The organism is Chryseobacterium sp. Chry.R1, assembly GCF_039645525.1.
Lineage (GTDB): Bacteria > Bacteroidota > Bacteroidia > Flavobacteriales > Weeksellaceae > Chryseobacterium > Chryseobacterium proteolyticum.
Map to the genome: position 1 here is coordinate 3161577 of NZ_CP151793.1, position 19398 is coordinate 3180974.

19 protein-coding genes are annotated in these 19398 nt (G+C 38.2%); all 19 read right to left on the bottom strand.

What is annotated here, in order from left to right:
* Nucleotides 1–117: 117 nt before the first annotated feature.
* Nucleotides 118–2412: a multicopper oxidase domain-containing protein gene (locus AAEU33_RS14340; protein WP_345988248.1), complete on the bottom strand. Its 2295-nt coding sequence runs from the start codon at nt 2410–2412 to the stop codon at nt 118–120.
* Between the two features lie 23 nt (nt 2413–2435).
* A complete protein-coding gene (locus AAEU33_RS14345; RefSeq protein WP_345988250.1) occupies nt 2436–2888 on the bottom strand; it encodes a heme-binding domain-containing protein in 453 nt (150 codons plus the stop codon).
* 1 nt (nt 2889) lies between these two features.
* Complete coding sequence (locus AAEU33_RS14350) at nt 2890–3534, bottom strand: DUF3347 domain-containing protein (RefSeq protein ID WP_345988252.1); 645 nt, start codon at nt 3532–3534, stop codon at nt 2890–2892.
* A gap of 57 nt (nt 3535–3591) precedes the next feature.
* Complete coding sequence (locus AAEU33_RS14355) at nt 3592–4086, bottom strand: DUF305 domain-containing protein (protein ID WP_172282580.1); 495 nt, start codon at nt 4084–4086, stop codon at nt 3592–3594.
* A gap of 15 nt (nt 4087–4101) precedes the next feature.
* A complete protein-coding gene (locus AAEU33_RS14360; protein WP_345988254.1) occupies nt 4102–4980 on the bottom strand; it encodes a DUF3347 domain-containing protein in 879 nt (292 codons plus the stop codon).
* Nucleotides 4981–5100: 120 nt separating this feature from the next.
* Nucleotides 5101–5406 (bottom strand): hypothetical protein, encoded by a 306-nt coding sequence (locus tag AAEU33_RS14365; protein ID WP_345988256.1) that lies wholly within the window; start codon nt 5404–5406, stop codon nt 5101–5103.
* Nucleotides 5407–5846: 440 nt separating this feature from the next.
* On the bottom strand, nt 5847–7286 hold the full coding sequence (locus tag AAEU33_RS14370; RefSeq protein WP_345988258.1) for a SusD/RagB family nutrient-binding outer membrane lipoprotein: 1440 nt from the start codon (nt 7284–7286) through the stop codon (nt 5847–5849).
* Between the two features lie 11 nt (nt 7287–7297).
* Nucleotides 7298–10318, bottom strand: coding sequence for a SusC/RagA family TonB-linked outer membrane protein (locus AAEU33_RS14375; RefSeq protein ID WP_345988260.1), 3021 nt, complete (start codon nt 10316–10318; stop codon nt 7298–7300).
* Nucleotides 10319–10465: 147 nt separating this feature from the next.
* The gene (locus tag AAEU33_RS14380) at nt 10466–11167 is read right to left on the bottom strand and encodes a LytTR family DNA-binding domain-containing protein (protein WP_345988262.1); all 702 of its coding nucleotides are present in this window, start codon (nt 11165–11167) and stop codon (nt 10466–10468) included.
* Entirely contained in the window at nt 11148–12218 is a 1071-nt protein-coding gene (locus AAEU33_RS14385) for a histidine kinase (protein WP_345988264.1), read from the bottom strand. The genes AAEU33_RS14380 and AAEU33_RS14385 overlap by 20 nt, the downstream gene beginning before the upstream one ends.
* A 78-nt stretch (nt 12219–12296) precedes the next feature.
* Nucleotides 12297–12692, bottom strand: coding sequence for a DoxX family protein (locus AAEU33_RS14390; protein WP_345988266.1), 396 nt, complete (start codon nt 12690–12692; stop codon nt 12297–12299).
* Nucleotides 12693–12769: 77 nt separating this feature from the next.
* Complete coding sequence (arsB, locus tag AAEU33_RS14395; RefSeq protein WP_345988268.1) at nt 12770–13804, bottom strand: ACR3 family arsenite efflux transporter; 1035 nt, start codon at nt 13802–13804, stop codon at nt 12770–12772.
* Between the two features lie 10 nt (nt 13805–13814).
* The gene (locus tag AAEU33_RS14400) at nt 13815–14432 is read right to left on the bottom strand and encodes a protein-tyrosine-phosphatase (RefSeq protein ID WP_345988270.1); all 618 of its coding nucleotides are present in this window, start codon (nt 14430–14432) and stop codon (nt 13815–13817) included.
* Nucleotides 14433–14465: 33 nt separating this feature from the next.
* Complete coding sequence (locus tag AAEU33_RS14405) at nt 14466–14939, bottom strand: DUF6428 family protein (protein WP_345988272.1); 474 nt, start codon at nt 14937–14939, stop codon at nt 14466–14468.
* A 57-nt stretch (nt 14940–14996) separates the two neighbouring features.
* Complete coding sequence (locus AAEU33_RS14410) at nt 14997–15323, bottom strand: metalloregulator ArsR/SmtB family transcription factor (RefSeq protein WP_345988274.1); 327 nt, start codon at nt 15321–15323, stop codon at nt 14997–14999.
* A 127-nt stretch (nt 15324–15450) separates the two neighbouring features.
* The gene (locus tag AAEU33_RS14415; protein WP_345988276.1) at nt 15451–16575 is read right to left on the bottom strand and encodes an ABC transporter permease; all 1125 of its coding nucleotides are present in this window, start codon (nt 16573–16575) and stop codon (nt 15451–15453) included.
* Complete coding sequence (locus AAEU33_RS14420; protein WP_345988278.1) at nt 16572–17678, bottom strand: ABC transporter permease; 1107 nt, start codon at nt 17676–17678, stop codon at nt 16572–16574. Before AAEU33_RS14420 ends, AAEU33_RS14415 begins: the two co-directional genes overlap by 4 nt.
* 2 nt (nt 17679–17680) lie before the next feature.
* Nucleotides 17681–18424 carry an ABC transporter ATP-binding protein gene (locus tag AAEU33_RS14425; protein ID WP_345988280.1) on the bottom strand — a complete coding sequence of 248 codons (744 nt, stop codon included), beginning with the start codon at nt 18422–18424 and terminating at the stop codon, nt 17681–17683.
* Nucleotides 18414–19355 (bottom strand): ABC transporter ATP-binding protein, encoded by a 942-nt coding sequence (locus AAEU33_RS14430; RefSeq protein WP_345988282.1) that lies wholly within the window; start codon nt 19353–19355, stop codon nt 18414–18416. The genes AAEU33_RS14425 and AAEU33_RS14430 overlap by 11 nt, the downstream gene beginning before the upstream one ends.
* Nucleotides 19356–19398: the final 43 nt, after the last annotated feature.

The following is a 19398-nucleotide window of genomic DNA, read 5'->3' on the forward strand; positions in this document are numbered from 1 at the left end:
TCGTACAAGAATTATGCCCCAAGGGTTAAAATATTCTGGATTTCAGGCATATATTCATTCAATAAAAACGGCTCGGGAGCTTTGCTCCCGAGCCGTTTTGTTTTTAAAGTACCATCTTTAATAGTTTAAGGTAATACCTGCTCCAAAGCCCATATCACTATCGTAATGGGTTCGGATGTTGATATTTTTGTTGATGATATAGCTGAGCCCTGCCATATATTCCCTGTCTGTATTTATCATGAAGTCTCCTCTCAATCTTCTGGAGATCGGAATGTCTTCACGCATGAGCTGCAGACGCACAATACCATCATGATATACTTCTGCCTGAAAATTAACCAACATCGGTAAAGTGTACATAAAACCTAAACTGAATGCCCTACGGCTATCTTTTTCGTTTTTTTGCCCGAAGATATTGGTTTCGTGTTCGTCGATTCCCATTTTTCGGTAACGGTAGTCAAAACCAATAAATGGCATAAACCACTGCATTTTACCTATATATCTGCCCAGATGAGTTTCTACCTCATAACCGTGCATGCTGTTGTATCCCAGACGCCATTCCGTTCCTAAAGACCATCTTGCATTCTGCAGCATGGCCTGTCCGTCATTACCATTGGTAGCAAAATCATTCTGCGCCATAAAGTGTGGCATATTGCTTTCCATCTGCAAAGCCATATAGGCTTTTTCCTTGTCTGGGAGTAAAGGATTTTTATAATCACCAACAGCAAATACCCTGTTCATTCCGGACATCATATGGTAAAGAATATGACAGTGGAAGAACCAGTCCCCTTCTTCATTGGCCAGGAATTCGATGGTATCGGTTTCCATCGGCATAATATCGAGAACATTTTTCAGAGGAGATTTTTCCCCCTTACCATTGATCACCCTGAAATCAAATCCATGCAGGTGCATCGGGTGTCTCATCATGGAATTATTATAAATCGTAATACGTAGGATCTCTCCTTTTTTAACCGGAATTTTATCTGTTTCGGAAAGAACTTTATTGTCCATACTCCATACGTATCGATTCATATTTCCTGTAAGCGTAAACCTGAGTTCTTTCACCGGGGCATCTTTGGGAAGCGTGGTATCGAAAGGAGATTGTAGCATGGCATAGTTTAGCGTCTTAATATCACCCAAAGCATTGGCATTATACCGGTTGGGATCATTATCCATATTCATGGTATGTTTGCTGTGGTCTTCTTTGGGTTCTTCCTTTTGCTTGCCTTTTTTCTTAGCTTCTCCTGTAATTTCGGGATACATCACGACATTCATATCCATTTGGTTTAAGCTCATTTTCATGCCCATATCATTCAGGTCTCCGTTCATTTTCATCATCCCGTTCATCATTTTCATTCCTTCAAAATATTTTAATTTCGGATGTGGTGAAATAAGCTGTTTTATCCCATTTCCAATGTAATAACTGGCTGACTGGGTTCTGTCTTCAGTAGTAGCTAAAAACTCGTAAGAAACACCATCTTCAGGAATTGTTACAACTACATCATAAGTCTCGGAAACGGCAATGATCAAACGGTCGACTTCTACCGGTTCAACGTCATTTCCATCGTTGGCGACAACCGTTATTTTTCCTCCTGCATAGCGAAGCCAAAAGTAAGATGATGCACCACCGTTTGATATTCGTAACCTTACTTTATCGCCGGCTTTTAATGTTTTACCATCAACGGTTTTTAAATCTGTAGCGTTATTCCCGTTCATTAATATTTTATCGTAATACACATCACTTACATCCATTGCTGTCATACGCTTCCATTCATTGGCGATTTTGGTTTTAAAATAACCTTCCTTGATAGCTTCGACATAAGATTGTGTTGCATTCTTTTTTATTCCTGCCCAATCATTTGCGTTATGAAGCATTCTGTGAATATTGTCCGGATTAAGGTTTGTCCATTCACTTAAAATAACAGGAACGGTTGGCAAATCGTCGATTCCTTTTCTAAATCTTTTATCCTCTTCACGCTTTTTCAGGGTGAGGCTCCCGTACATACCAATTTGCTCCTGCATTCCTGAATGGGAATGGTACCAGTGGGTACCGTTTTGAATCACTGGAAAGCGATAAGTGTAGGTTTCACCTGGTTTTATTGGATTTTGGGTGAGAAAAGGCACACCATCTTCCTTATTGGGTAAAAAGACTCCGTGCCAGTGCAGTGAAGTATTTTCTTTTAACTGGTTGTGGACCACTATTTCAGCAATGTCACCTTCCGTAAAGGTCAATGTAGGCATCGGTATTTGCCCGTTTACTGCAATGGCTCTTTTTTCTTTACCTGCGTAATTAACTATGGTATCTTTTACATATAGCTCGTAACGGACGACTTTTTGTGCGAAAATAGTCTTCGAGCACAGGAGTATAAATACTGTCAGAAGTACCTTTAACGAGATATTTTGGGGTATATTCATTGTATATTTCTTTTATATGAAACTTATTCTTGCTTTTCCAGCCAATCTGTTATCAGCTTTATCTGCCGGTCATTCAGTTTTGCATCTTTATGCATAAGCGTGTAGGATGACATTGGCATTTTTTTAGTTTCAATCTGTTTTTTAATTGAGTTTATTAATCTTTCCTGCTTTCGACCCGAGTAAGTGGCCCATTCGTTAAAATTCAAATCCTCTTTTGCATCTTTAATGTGCTTGTCTACTAAACTTCGTGCAGGCTGTATGTAATCGTACCATTGATAATTGGTATTGTTACTATGACAATCATAACACGAGGTCTGTAATAGGGTTTTTACTTCAACGGGCATTGTCTTATGGGTCTTTATAAAATCGGTTTTGTAAACCTGCCCTTTATCTGCATTCCGGGCAGGCTGATAAAATTGTACAGCAATAAAAACCAGCAGCATAATAGCTGCAAAAATCTTTAGTACTATCTTCATTTTAATATTCCTTTTTTACGGAACCACAAGTGAGCATCTTATTACCGTAATAAGGGTTTTTAATTTCTTTTGCTTCGCTGATCCAGATGGCACCTTTTCCATCGTTGAACATCGGGCAATAATCCTGATACAATTTTTGGGTCGTTCCAAATGTTGCAATAAGATCAGCCATGTCATTACTTAATGACATCATGTGTTCCCTTTGGTGATCTATTTTTCCTGCATTATCTCCAATATGCTCCGCATTCTCTTTAGCGTCTTCTGCAATTTCCATATATGCTTTATGCTTATCTGCAGGGATAGTTTTCATATCTACCTTCTCTAGGGTAGCTAATAACTGTTTTCCGGCAGTAGCAACAGCTTGATCGTTATCGGCAACAAGTGCATTTTTTAAAATTAAATAATCTTTGATTAAAGGATCTATAGAAAAATTGTTAACAGGGTCTTTGACAGCTGTCTTTTCATTTGATTTATTGTTGATTTCTTCTGCTGTATTGGTATTTTCTAATTGGGCAGCTGACTGTGTTTCTGTTGCAGAAGCATGGTCCGTATGTTGTTCCGCATTTTTATCCGGTGATTTTGTACAGGAGAATAAAGTAATTGCCATCATTGAGACAGCACTGATTGATAAGAATATATTTTTCATGGTATATGTACGATTAAATTTTTTTGATTTCATAATTGTTATAATATGAGTTTTACCTTATTTTTTGTTGAGTTCTTCCAGCTTCCGCTTCATGAGTTCGATTTCATTGGCCTGGGTTTCCAATATGTTTTTTTGGAGTTGTATCAATTCCGGGTCAGTAAGTTTTGTCTTTTCAGACATAAGAATAGCGGCCGCATGATGAGGGATCATTCCCTTTACAAATTCTTTATCATCCACCATAATCTGTTCTCTGATTCCGAACCAGGAAAAAATGCCTAAAGCAAGAGAAAATACAATGATGATCCCATTGATTTTCTTGTTTTTATACATATCCTTCATGATCAATAATTCAATAATTAACATGACGGATACCATAAGCAAGGTCATATAAAAGTTATTGATATTGGGAATGAGATTTTGTATTCCGTCGATCATTGAATACATAATGAAGTACATGGCAACAAACATAGCAACAGCCATCATGATAAATCGTTTATACATTCCTGTATGGTTTTTATGTTGCATTCCGTGATGATCTGATTGATTATCCATAACTGATATTATTTATTAGTTACCAAGTGTTTCTACTGTGCTGCCACAAGTTATCATCTGAGAACCAAAATAAGGGTTCTTGATCTCATTTTCCAGGCTCAGCCAATCAGCTCCTTTCCCATTATTGTACATAGGACAATGCTGATAATATATAGGATTACCCTGTTTGGATACCTTTGCGAGGTCGTACATATTTTTAGATAATACAGCAAATATTTCTCTTTGTTTGGCAACATCTTTAGCAGAGGAAATCTTTTCTGCATTAAGGGTCAGGTCCTTCATTACTTTCATCCAGACCATATGTTCTTCATTTGAAAGTTGGTTCATTTCCACTGCTTTAATTGCTTTTGACAGTTCAGAAGCTTTAGTTGATGCATTATCGGCATCTGTTTTAACCAGTGCATTTTTTAAAGAGAAGTAGTTGTCGAAAACAGCTTTTAGCTGAGATGTATTCTGGGTAGCTATCATGTCGTTTTCTTCCGTTTTTTTCTGGTCATGGTTCATATGGTCAGTCTTCATATTCATGTCCATAGCCTTATTTTGAGAAGCGGGTTTTAAATCCCTTTTGTAATGACAACATTCCGGTAATGCAGCATAAGCATTGTCAGGAGCTAAAAAATTTTCACTGTCATACCCTGCCAGAGCTATTCTTTTTAATATTTCGTCCTGACTGGTCTTCTGAGGATCGTAGGTTAAAGTAGCCATTTTGGTATCTTTGTTCCAGCTTACTGTGGCTATTTTTCTTAGGTTTCCCGCTTTTTCTATATTCGCTTTACAGATGTCACAATTCCCATAGATCTTTACGGTTTCTGTTTTTATATTTTGAGATTGGGCATAGATTGCTAATGAAAACAGCAAGGTGAATGCTATCCATATTTTTGATATTGATTTCATTGTATAGAGTATTTTGTGAACAAAAGGAATATTCCTGTTGTTTCAGTTAATAAATTGAATGGAAAAAAATTGAAGTGTATCCTTACAAAAAGGCACACTTTAGGCTATAAAATACAGGATCTAGCCTATTTTAGGGATTAACCAAATGGATTGAAAGCCTTTAGAAACAGCACTTTCATAAGTTAAAAAAGAAACAGGAGAAAAGACTTCTACTGTAAGAAAACTAAAATCATGTCTGTCCGGTAAAGTTGGATTTAAATTGGATGCCGGGCATTTGCATAAAGGATTATTGCATTTTCCGGGACATTTTTTAGAACCACAGGAATTACACTGATCTTTTTTAATAGATTTTGAAATATTGAGTTCACAACGCGATTTCTCTTGTAAGGAAATTTTTACAGCACATGCATAGATTTGCTTGGGCATGAATAAAAATCCCAATAGAATAAAAATCAATATGTACTTACGTTGAAACATAATAATATACAAAATTAATGTTTTTTTTTAATCGAACATCAATTTATGCCTCACATGTTTGTTTTTTTACTCTATGGATCATGAATTATTACAGGACAAAAAAAAGGCTTAAGAGTCTGAAAACTCATTAAGCCTTAACGATTCACAGCGTGAATACTAACCTATATATTGTTATGTTCTTTGGAAAAATAAGGTATGATAGTGTTTTTGCCAACCCTGATTCACAGTTCAAAGATGATCAATTGGTGTGTAAAAAAATAAAATGATCTACGAATACAAGAGTCCGGTCTATAAAAGTTTTAATAAAAAACCTGCATGAGTCATGCAGGCTAAAATCACAACTGAAAAAATTTAATATGAAGTTGATTGTGTGAATTTATAAATGCTGTTTAATGGATATCCCAGAAGATTTTAGTCGTTAATTTATCTCCTCCGATAGCGGTGGCGGCTTTGGAATAATTGGTTCCGTTCGTAGTTGCTTCAAGCGATGGATATTGCAGTCTTACAGGGACTTTTCCTTCTGCATTGTTAATGGCGGTAGGAGGAGCCTGAAGAGCGGGATAATCCAGCCTGCGGTAAAAATTCCATGATACTACAGGATGATTATATAGAGCAATCCATGCCTGTTCTCCGATTGATTTTTTCCAGTTGCCGGGGTTATAAGGGTGGGCTGTCAGGTAAGTTTCAGCCTCCTGGGCAGAAAGTTCCCATTCCAGGAATGAGGCCCGGACAGCATCTTTATAAAGCGTCTCCGGATTTCCTCCGATTCCAAACCGGGCAGCTGCTTCTGCAAGATAAAATGTTACTTCTGTATGCGTCATCAGGTTTCCCGGAGTCACTGGAATATAAGCAAAGATTCCGGGAGAGGAAAAGGCGAAAAAGTTTCCGGGAGCTCCAATGGTCTGTCCCAGATAAACTCCGTTTACATCTCTGAAGTACTTGGTTACCCTTTGGTCGGAAGTAGCATTGAGATAATCTATAAAAGGTTTTCCTCCAATAAAATCGTTTCTTCCATTATTAGCCAGATTTTCGAATATAGGGCTGAAATTGGGTGTCTCCGCAAGGTATCTGAAAATACAGTTCTGAGACTGATCCGTAATTACTCCTCCGGAAATCGCTGTATTGATTGCTGTCCTGGCCAGGTTTGCATCAATATCGGAAATAGCGATTCCCAGTTTCAGAAGTAACGAGTTCCCGAATTTCTTCCATTTTGCGATATCTCCACCATACAAAATGTCTCCGGAGCCAAAAGTCCCTTCTCCTTCCTTCAGTCTGTTGATGTCCGCCATAAGACGATTGATTATGCTTTCATAAATTTTTTGGTCATCGTCATAAACCGGAAGCGGGTATTTTTCATTGTTGAGAGCCTGGCTGTACGGAATATCTCCATAAGTGTCTGTCAAAGTCTGAAATGTATAAACTGATAAAATATCAATAATGGCAAGCTGATTCTGCTTTTTGGCCTGCCAGCTGGTCACTTCGGAAGCGGAAGGCTGGTACTGCTCTATCAGTTCCTTAGCTTTATTGAGGCTGTTAAGCACATTAACATAATTATCGGTCCATACATTATTGGAAACATTTCTTGCTGTAAAATTATAGTTGCTTTCATTCACATAAACGGTTTCCTGCCAATACTGCATAATAAGGCGAAAATTATTTTCGTTCACACTGGGAGTGTTCATATAATCGCTCAGTTCCTTTTCTGCATAAGTAATAAGAGTTTCCGGGATCGTGTTATAAGTGACATCGGGATCATTATTTACATCCTCCGATGTGCAGCCCATTAATACCGAAAATAGTATAGAGCTTATCATTATTTTATTTTTCATTTTCATAGTTTTTAAAAATTAACTTTCAGGTTAAATGCAAAATTTCTGGTTGCAGGCATCACTCCGGACTGATATCCCTGAATATTTCCCGATGACAAACCCGCTTCGGGATCTGAATAAGGAAGGTTTTTGTGGATGATCCAGAGGTTACTTCCCACAACACCCAATGTGAGACTCTGAATACCTATGTTTCCCAGAGATTTCTTATCGAAAGTATAAGAAACGGATACCTGGCGGAGCTTTATAAAGCTGGCATCATAAACAAAGGCAGAAGAAGGTGGGTCGGTTTCAATGATCTGGCTGGATCTGGAACGATCCAGACGTATCGTGTTGGGAATATAATGTCCCGGATTATTAGGATCCTCCATCACTCCGGGTAATATGACTCCTCCTCCATTAGATAATGTGTTTCTTATAGGATTACCTAAATCATTCAATCCCACAGAGTCGGGATAAAGTCCTGTTCCATAGCCGAAATATTGGTCCAGTGAGAAGATCTTTCCTCCTTTTTTCCAATCGATCTGAAAGCTTACATTAAAATTTTTATAGGTAAAAGAATTGTTGAGTCCGCCAATAAAGTCAGCCTGGAAACTTCCCAGGTTGTGATTGGTATCATCCGTGTGAAGGTAAGCACCGTTTTTTCCTATGATCTTATTTCCATTAGGATCATACACAAAATCTGCTCCCCAGATGCTTCCATACTCCTCATTAAGTGGTGCGTTGATAGAAATCCCTCCCGGAAGCGTTCCTATTGAAATGTTTTCTGTCCCTTCTCTTAAGGCGGTAACTTTTGTTTTAGGATTGGACCAGTTGATGCTCATATCCCAGTTGAAGTTGTTCAATTTTAAAGGAGTTATATTGAATGAGACTTCAAATCCTTTGGTGGTAAGCTCCCCTGTATTCTGAATTTTGCTTCCGGAGCCATTGGCAAGAGAAATAGGAAGTGGTAAAATCTGATCAAAGGCAATATTTCTGAACCAGGCAACGTCAAAACCTATTCTGTTTTTAAAGAACTGCATATTGGTACCCAATTCAAGGTTTTTAAGCTTTTGCGGAAGCAGGTCGGCATTCCGCAAGACCGTATTGTAAGAATATACAGGGTTGTTTCCAAAGGATGACTGAACAATGAACCTGTTTCTCAATTGATCTGCATTGGTGTCAGAACCTACTTCTGCGTAGGCAGCCCTTACCTTTCCAAAACTCAGCCATTTTTGTTGCAGCAGATTGGAAAATATCATGCTGGCTGAAACGGATGGATAGTAGTAAGCTTCTTTTCCTTTAGGCAATGAACTGGATTGGTCTCTTCTAAAAGTCCCTTCAATGTAATACGTGTTTTTATATCCTAAGGAAGCCTGGATAAACGCTCCGTAAACATATTTTGATGTATCCGATATCAGGGGTTTTGCAGGTGTTGCTGCAGAATTGGAAATGGTGTACAGGTCATCGATGTACAATCCTCCGGATGTGGTCTGGGCATTGGAATAGCTGGACTGGACATTGATATTTCCCCCGATCAGTGCCTGGATATTAAAATTTTCTCCAATATTCTTTTTGTAGGTTGCGATAAGGTCGTAATTGGTTTCTGTAAAGCGGAAATCGGTAATAGCATATCCGGAAGGCTGTTCAATAGGATTAAAACTAAAGAATGCAGGGATTGAGCCTTTGGCTCTCCGCTCTTCTGTGATCATCGTATATCCGTCGATACCTACCCTTCCCAGTATATTGATGCTTTTGGAAAGATCATAGCTCAGGCTGAAGTTTCCTGCAAAACGATCCCTTTTATCGTTTTGATAATTCTTATAGCGTGTAAAATAAGGATTATCCCAATAACCCGGACGTAAATCATCAGGAGAAAGGATGTTCCAGGTATAGTTTTTATTAAATGTTTCATAAAGATATTTTTGGTATTGAATATCGACATTGGTAGGCCACCACTGCCTAAAATTACCCATAATATTATCCCCGTAACCCGTAGAGTTCCGGCCTTTTGTATTTTGGGTTACATAATTGGCAAAGATTGTAGTGGTAAGATTATCCGTTATTTTATACGACGCATTGCCCCCGAAATTATTTTTGATCAGGGAAGAGTTGGGAAGAATATCTGTTGCATTGATATTGGAATAGCTTAATCTGAAGGTAGCACGGTCATTTCCCCCGCTTAGTGCGATATTATTGGTTTGATTAATCGCTTTCTCAAAAAAAGTTACCGGTCCGTTTTTGGCCATTACCCATGGTGTTCTCTTTCCAAAGTTGCGTGAACCGGGAATAAATGCATCATATTGCCACACCATAAGGTTAGGATCAAATGGCGCTCCATAGGAAGAATCTGAAAAAGAGGAAATCGGATGCCCCTGGTAAGAATTGAAAAAGTTTCCATCATATCCCTGCCCGTATTCTGTCTGATATTTTGGAAAGGTTGACTTATCCACAGTAGAAACGGAAATGCTTCCACTGTATTCCAGACCGATCCCCTGGGTATTTTTCCTGCCTTTTTTCGTTGTGATGATTATGGCTCCATTCTGTGCCCTGGATCCGTACAATGCGGTGGCTGCAGCTCCTTTTAATACATTGAGTGTTTCAATATCATTGGGATTGATATCGGAAACCGGGCTGCCGTAATCATAGCCTCCAAAGCCATTAACCTGAAGCGGGGAATTGATATTCCTGTTGATGACGGGAACTCCATCAACCACAAATAAAGCCTGGTTATCTCCAAGGATAGATTTATATCCCCTGGAAACAGCATTGACTGATCCTCCGAAATTGGTAGACTGCTTGATCTCAAGACCAGCCACTTTACCGGATAGATTATTAATGAAATTGGTGGTAGGATTTTTATTGATTTCTTCGCCTTTTACTTCCTGGGTAGAATATCCTAAAGATCTTTTTTCTCTCTTTATTCCTAAAGCAGTTACCACCACACCTTCTATATCGTGGGTTTTAATGGTATCTTGCTTTCCCTGTGCAAAAACAAGCCCGTGTCCTATAAAAAAGACGACACCTGCGCTGAGAAGCTTTATCCGGTAATTCATAATTATTGATTTTTTTAACTGTTATGAGTCAAAATTCAATAATTGGTGAATATTTTAATGAAATGTATATATCAACAGCTGGATAACGTCTACTAAAACTGAAGGCCGGAAAAATAATACCATTACAGAATAAAGGCTTAAAGAATGCTACAATTCAACAAATGGCTTATACGTTCTGCCTATGGGAAGCTTTTTACCGTTTATCTGAATCATATTGGCTGATTTAACTTCTATTTTTAATTTAGAAACAATATAGGATTTATGAATACGGAAGAATATTTTTGAAGGTAGGCTTTTTTCAATTTTACTGATGGGCATTTTAAAGGTGAGCGTTTCTGCTTTTGTATGGATATTAATATATTCGCGCAGACTTTCAATATAAAAAATGTCCTGAAGTGTGATCTTAACCTGTTTTTTTCCGCTGTTAATGAAAATATAATCACGGTCGGCAATTTCCAGTAAAGCTTCTTCGGATTCCATAATGTGTCTGAATTTACTGATGGCAGTAACAAACCTATCGTAAGGAATGGGCTTCATCAGGTAATCCACAACATCGAGCTCATACCCTTCTACCGCATATTGATGATAAGCTGTGGTTACAATGACAAAGGGAGGATTCTTTAATTTTTTCAGAAAATCAAATCCTTTTATAACGGGAAGGTTGAGATCCAGAAACATAAGATCTACATCATGAATGTTTAAAAGGCTGCTTGCGTGTACAGCATCGGCACATTTTCCGACAAGGTTGAGTTCTTCGTTCCGGATTACAAAATTTTCCAGAATTTCAGCTGCAATAGGCTCATCTTCCACGATAATGCAGTTGTATTTTTTAGATGCTGAATGTATCATTGAGGTCAATGGTTAGTTTAACGTTATACCGATCATTTTTATCTTCCACAGAAAGGATATGTTCCGGATACAATAATTCCAGTTGTCTGCGGATATTTTTTAATCCTATTTTAGTAGAATCACCGGCTATCTGTTCTTTGGAGTTTTCTACAGAATAATGGAGGATGCCGTTTTTCAGGCGAATATCTATATGTATAAATGAGTTGCCCAGACTTTCGGATACGCCATGTTTAAATGCATTTTCAATAAACTGAATCAGTATCAACGGTGAAATTTCCTGCGAGGGATTATCGATGTCTTCTTTAAAATTAACAAAAAGCCGACGGTGACGGATTTTCTGAATTTCAATAAAATCTTTAATGTTCTCAATATCTTTTGCAATGGAAATATGCCGTTCAGCTGCTTCATAGATATTATAACGCATGATTTTGGAAAGCTGGAGAATGACGTCTGGGGTCTCATCGGCCTTTTTCAGGGCCATTCCGTAGATGTTATTAAGCGTATTGAACAGAAAATGCGGATTGATCTGGGCTTTCAGCATGGTGAGTTCCTGATCCAGTTTTTCCGATTTCAGCATGGATATCTGGTTCTTGAGAAGGTTCTTCTGCCGGGTAATTTCAACTCCGAATACCAATCCGACCATAAAAATAAGATCCATGAATGAATTGAAAGCAACAAGTCCGTTGATAAGCCCCGAAGGTTGTTTCCCGTCAAGGGTTTCCGTAACTCCGTATATGTAAGGATAAATGATATAATGCGTGAAAAACCGATGTCCCAACACGGCAAAGATCACAATGAGAATAGAAAAAAGATACTTGAGAAGCTTACTGATGCCTGTTTTTTCGTAAACATAGAGTAACGCATAGGCAAGAGGGACTTTGACAAAAAAATATCCCAACTCAAGAGTCAGTGTGTTCTGAAGCCTGATTTGCCATTTGAAATCCGGAAACTGATACCGGGACCAATAGAAATCAAGATAAGCCTCAAGGATATAATACAATATCCAAAAAACCAGATGGGTATATAATTTCGATTTTATATTGGTTTTCAAGCTGTCGATTTAAAACTACAAAATACTATTTTTCAAACCAATATAAAAGCAGAAAAGCTATGAAACGAAACTTTTTGTCTATGAACGACCTGCTTCTTTCTTTCTAAAGGAAATTTTCGGAAACATAAGATTCAGAAAACAAAAGATCAAAAGGAAATTAAATTCAATTCCGTTGGTACCGCCTCCTACCACAAACCAGCCGTTTTGTGCATGGACATAATAGATCCCTGATATAAAGATCAATATGTTGTATATCGCGACCGCTTTTATATATTTGTTCAGAACCAAAAATGGGACGGATAAAAGATGGGTTAATTTAACCATCCACGCGATATACAAGCCCCAGGGACTAAAACCAATGGTATTCAAAAAATGGATGCCAAATTTATTAACATCCCCACTCACAATGGAATCAACACTGTGCATCAATAAAATCACGGATAACGCAAACCTAAGGAAAAAAGACTTTTTCATATAACCAAAAATAGGTCATAGGAAAAAGTCTGGTTTTATTTCAGGTATCAACAACCCTGAAGTGCATACAAAAATGGTTATGGCTTGTTACTATAGTTTTTTAACCATAAGCTGACCTTAACTAATAGTATCAGAACCGGAACTTCAACCAAAGGTCCTATCACACCAACAAATGCCTGCGGAGAATGGATTCCGAACACGGCGATAGATACGGCGATGGCAAGTTCAAAATTGTTTCCTGTTGCAGTAAATGCGATGGCTGCATTTTTATCGTAAGGAATATTCAACAGCTTATTGATAAAGAAACTCATCATAAACATCACTATAAAATAAACGATAAGCGGAATGGCTACTTTTAGCGTATCTAAAGGGAGCTCCAAAATTTTGTCCCCCTTAAGGCTGAACATAAGGATGATGGTAAACAATAAGGCATATAGCGTTAAAGGAGATATTTTAGGAATAAACTTTCTCTGGTACCATTCCTTTCCCTTCAATTTTGTAAATAAATAACGGCTCAGAAAACCGGCAAAAAACGGGATGCCCAAATATATCAAAACACTTTCTGTTACTTCTGATATGGATACGGTGATATTAAAATTAGCAAGGCCGAGTTTTCCGGGTAAGACATTGATGAATAACCAAATCATAAAACTGTAGCTGAATACCTGGAATATGCTGTTAAGAGCTACCAACAAGGCTGCATACTCACGGTTACCTTTTGCAAGGTCATTCCAGACAAGGACCATTGCAATACATCTTGCCAATCCTATGAGAATCAGGCCGACCATATAATCCGGTTCATTCCTTAAAAATAAAACAGCTAATATGAACATTAAAAAAGGGCCAATCAGCCAGTTCAGCAATAGTGAAACACCGATAACCTTCTTATCTTTAAATGCTACAGGGAGAAGGGAATAATCCACCTTTGCCAATGGCGGATACATCATTACTATTAGGCCGACGGCTAAAGGAATATTGGTTGTTCCCACTGATAATGAGGTGATCATATCCGGGATTCCGGGAAATATATTGCCCAGGATAATTCCTGAGATCATGGCAATGAATATCCATAAAGTGAGAAACCTGTCCAGGAATTTTAATTTTGGCTGCATAGTATTGATCTTAATGGAGTTGTTTTACCTGGGAAAAAACATGCCACATTTCTGCCCCTATCTCTAGACTTCTTTCATCATAAACTTTGGACTGTTCAGGAGTATTGTCTGAAATTTTAGGATCTTCAAAAGTGATGGGGATACGCTTTTCTGCACCTGGAATAAAAGGGCAGCCTCCATCTGCCTGAGAACAAGTCATGATTGCTGCAAAACTGTTGGCCGGATTAAACGCACTGTCATATCTTTTAGAAAAAGCAATAATGGGTTGGGACTCTTCATTATACCTGATTGAATAAACAGGATTTCCGTTCTCAGCTATTTTCAAGATCCGGAATCCCTGTTGTTTAAGAGTTTCTATAACCGTAGGAAATACAGCTGTTTCTTCCGTCCCTCCCGAATAGCAAGTTACTTTTGGAATGGAAAAAAAATCGGCTGCTGCTTGTGCCCAGACCTGTGACAAATGGCTCCTTCTGGAGTTGTGTGTACAAATAAAGTTTAGATGTATTGGATTTCCGGCATTGAATTTTGCCTGGATGAATTCTGTAAGAGGTTGTAGCAGGACTTTTCTTTCCTGGGTAATTTCAAAGGCCTTTAATTTTTCTATAGTTTCTAAAACGGATGGATACATAATTTTTGTTTATTTTTAAGATGAGACAGTTGATTAGCAGCATCCTGATTCTGGTGTACAGCAAGCGCTTGATTGGGAAGAAAGGTCTGATAATTTGAGTTTTTTCTTTTCAGTTGGTAGCCCACAAGCTTCCTGAGCCAGGCAGGCTGTGGTTTTATTTTTAAGGACAAAGGTTTTTCCATTGAAATCCAGATCATACTTTCCGATGGTAACGTTCTGATATTCCACTTCTATTTCATGGTCTTCAATTCCTAATTTTTCCTCGGATAGCACGATGATATTGAGAAGCTTTCCGGGTTTTAAGCGATGTTCATAGTCATTGGCATTCCAAAGCTGGAAATTGACTACTTTTTCATTTCTTATGGTTCCTCCGCAATCAATAAAGGATTTTGTTATCGTTCCGACCTCGGTAACATGAAAATGCTCAGGTACAAATGTTCCGTCTTCCAATTGAAATTCAACATTATGTAATGTTGGTAAGATGTTTTTGATTTCAGATAATTTCATTGTTTTTATTTTATTTGTTTATTGCAATATTGCGATTGAAAAGGTCAAAAAAATGCATTAGCAGCATTTTTGTGTAGTAACAGTGGAAATAATCCCCGAGAAATATTCGTTCAAAACTTCAAAAGTTTTTTCATCAATGCAATAGCAAATTGCAGTTCCTTCGATATTTCCTTTGATGAGCCCTGCATTTTTTAATTCTTTTAAATGCTGGGAAACCGTAGCCTGTGCCAGCGGAAGTTCATTTACGATATCCCCGCATATACATGCGTTTACTTTTAGCAGGTATTCTATAATTGCAATCCGTGCAGGATGTCCCAATGCTTTGGCAATAGTGGCTATTTTATTCTGTTTATTCGTAAAATGGTCTGTCTTGGTTGCTCCCATAATGATAACTTTATATTGCAATATTACGATAAATATGTTACACTAAAAATATTTTTTCCATTTTAACAATTGATTATTAGAAATATGAACAAAATAATTTTACAATTGTCGTTGATTTTCAGTACTTTCAACTCGTTTTCCTGTAGTTGTAAATTGCCAGTGAATTCAGGAGCAATGCGAATCCCAGCAGGTAGAAAAACTCGGTTTTGATCTCAGAGAATCCACTTCCCTTCAGTACAATAAGCCTTACGACTTTAATGAAATGGGTAACAGGAGTGAAATTGGATATCTGTCCCGCCCAGTCGGGCATACTTTCGGTATTGGTGAAAAATCCGCTCATCAGCATAAAGATCATCATGAAGAAAAATGCAATGAACATTGCCTGAAGCTGTGTATCGGCAAAAGTAGAGATCAGGAGGCCCAACCCTAATAATGCAATAAGGTAAACTGCTGCAAAAAGATAAAGGGTCAAAAGGCTTCCTTCAGGAAATATGCCGTAAATAATGTACATTACAATCAATCCGATGGTAAAAACAGTCATTCCTACAATCCAGAAAGGAATCAGTTTCCCCAGGATAAATTGCCATTTTTTTATAGGAGTAACGTTAATTTGTTCAATGGTTCCGATTTCTTTTTCCTTGACAATATTAAGAGCCGTAATGAATCCTCCGATCAGTGTCAGAAGCAGGACCAGTATTCCAGGAACCATATAGTATTTATATTCTGCCCTTGGATTATACCAGTTGGTACTTGCCACTTTAATGGTTGCCGGAGATACAGTGGTGGTTTTAACCGGTGATTTAATATTAATATCCAGATTTTTGTTAAAATCTCCGATAACCGATACCAGATAACTTCCTCCCAGAGAAGACTTTGTCCCGTTGATCGCATCTACCGATATATTTATTTTCTGGCTTTCCTCGCGGACCAAATTGCGTTCAAAGTGAGCAGGGATCTCCAGAACAAGATCGGCATCACCGTGTTCAATCATTTTCAATCCTTTTTGGTAGGAATCCGGGTTTCCTGCAATTTTAAAATATCCGGATGAAGCAATTTTGTTGATCAGTCTGTGGGAATAGCTACTTTGATCGTGATCAACATATGCAATATTAATATTTTTTACCTCAAAGTTAGCCGCCCATGGCATGATGATGAGCTGTATTGTTGGCATTATGAACATCATTGCCAGGATAATCTTATCCCTGAAGATCTGACGGAATTCTTTTCTTAAAATAAAGCTTAGTACTTTCATGACAAGCGGATTTTAAATTTCTTTAAGGCAAGCGTTAAGAGTCCACCCGCCATAATGAGTAAAACAAGAGTTTCTTTCCATACATAACTAAAGCCCAGTCCTTTCAGCATAACTGCTTTTACGATATCATAGTAATATCTTGAGGGAAGAATGTGTGATACGACACGGAATATCCAGGGCATATTTTCTATAGGGAACATAAATCCTGTAAGCAATAATGTAGGTAGCATCATTCCCATCATAGAAATCAGCATGGCTGTCTGTTGGGAGTTGGTTACATTCGAGATAAGCAATCCCAGGGAAAGACATGTGATAATGAATAAGATGCTTTCTCCAAATAATAAAAGCAGGCTGCCCCGGATTTCTACATCCAGCAGATACACAGATAGCAGCAGGATGATCACAAAATTGACCAAAGACAATACAAGATAAGGAATGGCTTTGGCCATCAGGACCATAACGGGCTTAAAAGGAGAAACCAATAAGATTTCCATGGTTCCCATTTCTTTTTCACGAACGACAGACACAGAGGTTAAAGCCGTACTCACAATCATAAAAATTAAAGCAATCACTCCCGGAATAAAATTCAGTGATCCGTTTTGTTCTTCATTGTATAACAGCCTTATTTCGGGAATTATTTTATATGTGATTTTGATATGGGGATTAAGTTGTTGCTGATAATCATTAATGATATTGTTGAGATAATTGGTTAATATCGTTGCGGTATTGGGATCTGATGCATCCGCTATAATCTGAATTTGCGCTCCGCCTGTACGATAGAGATCTTTTCCGAAATTGACCGGGAATATAACTGCACATTTGATGCTTCCTTCTTTAAACCTTCTTTCCACATCCGGATAATTCAGGATGGGTCCATGCATTTTAAAATAGGGGCTTGCCTGTATTTTGGAAATGATCTGGACGGAATGGATGTCATGGGCATTATCCTGTATGGCAATGCCTATATTTTTTACCTTGCTGCTTAATGCATATCCAAATAAGATGATTTGAACGACAGGCAAACCAAAAAGGATAAGTAAGGTTCTCCGATCTCTGAAAACATGGTAAAATTCTTTCCTGATAAATACGAGTAACTGTTTCATAACTAATCTCCTGATCTTTTGGCACTTCTTGCCAACTGGTAAAAAACTTCGTCCATCGAGTGGGTTCCAAACTGGTTCTTCAGGTTGGCGGGGGTATCCATGGCTTCTACTCTTCCGTCCACCATTACAGTAATCCGGTTACAATATTCTGCTTCATCCATATAATGGGTGGTCACGAACACCGTGATCCCATCCGCTGCTGCCTGATAGATCATATCCCAGAACTGCCTTCTTGTAATGGGATCTACTCCACCTGTGGGTTCATCCAGGAATACGATTTTAGGCCTGTGAAAAACAGCTACTGAAAAGGCCAGCTTTTGTTTCCAGCCCAGCGGTAAGGAACCCACCAGTTTTTTAGCCTCGTTTTCCAGTCCTAATCTGGAAATGAGTTCATTGCTTCGTGTTTTTATATCTGAACGCGATACGCCATATACTCCTCCATAAAACTCAATATTCTCCAATACAGTAAGATTATCGTATAAAGAGAACTTCTGACTCATATAGCCTATATTTTTCTTGATCTCTTCCTGTTGTTTGTATACATTATAACCGGCTACTATTGCTTTTCCTGAGGTTGGAAAAGAAAGGCCACAAAGGATACGCATGGCGGTGGTCTTCCCTGCCCCGTTGGCTCCCAGGAAACCGAATATTTCGCCCTGATCTACATCGAAGGAAATACCGTCTACGGCCTTAAAATCTCCAAACTGCTTTGTCAGATCTTTACATATAATTGCTTTATTTCCCATGGTTAGTTTCTCTTATTTCTTTTTGTTCACGCATCAGACGAATAAAACTATCCTCAATAGTGGGGGTAATTTTTTTGATCTCAAATTCATCAGGATGATACGATTGGGCTAATTCTGTCACCTCCTTTTCAGTTGCCGTATCAGAAACCATAGTAAGATGAAGATATTCTCCGAATGCATAGCAACTTTCAACAGCTTGGTCAGATCTCAGGTTTTCCAACAATTGGTACATATGGGTGCCTTTGGCTGCAAAAAGGGATTTGGGAAAATTGGAGACGATTGTTTCGGGTTGATCTACAGACATGATCTTTCCTCCCTGTATCAAGGCGATCCGGTCACAAAGTCTGGCTTCATCCATATAAGGTGTAGAAACAACGATGCTTATATTCTGCTCCTTTAATCTTCCTAGCATTTCCCAAAACTCTTTTCTTGAAACCACATCCACACCGGTGGTTGGCTCATCCAGAAACAGCACTTCCGGTTTATGGATCAATGCGCAGCACAAAGCGAGTTTTTGCTTCATTCCCCCTGAAAGCTTACCGGACCTTCTGTTGTTGAATGGTTTGATCTGCTCATAAATATCTTTAATGAGACTGTAATTTTCCTCTATGGTTGTTCCAAATAAGGTAGCGAAGAAGTCCAGGTTTTCTGCCACGGTGAGATCCTGATATAGTGAAAATTTTCCTGGCATGTAGCCTACTTTATTTCGGATAATCTGGTAATCGTTTACCACATCATGTCCTTCCACAGTGGCTGTTCCACTATCAGGAAGTAAAAGTGTGGTAAGAATCCTGAAAATAGAGGTCTTACCGGCACCATCAGGACCTATTAACCCAAAGAGTTCCCCCTTTTTTACTTCAAATGAAACCTCATCAATGGCTTTTATATCGCCATAGGACTTGGTCAGGTTTTTTACTATTACTGAATTCATTTTTATTTTGAATTATGAATTATGAATTGAGGGTTGAGAGTTG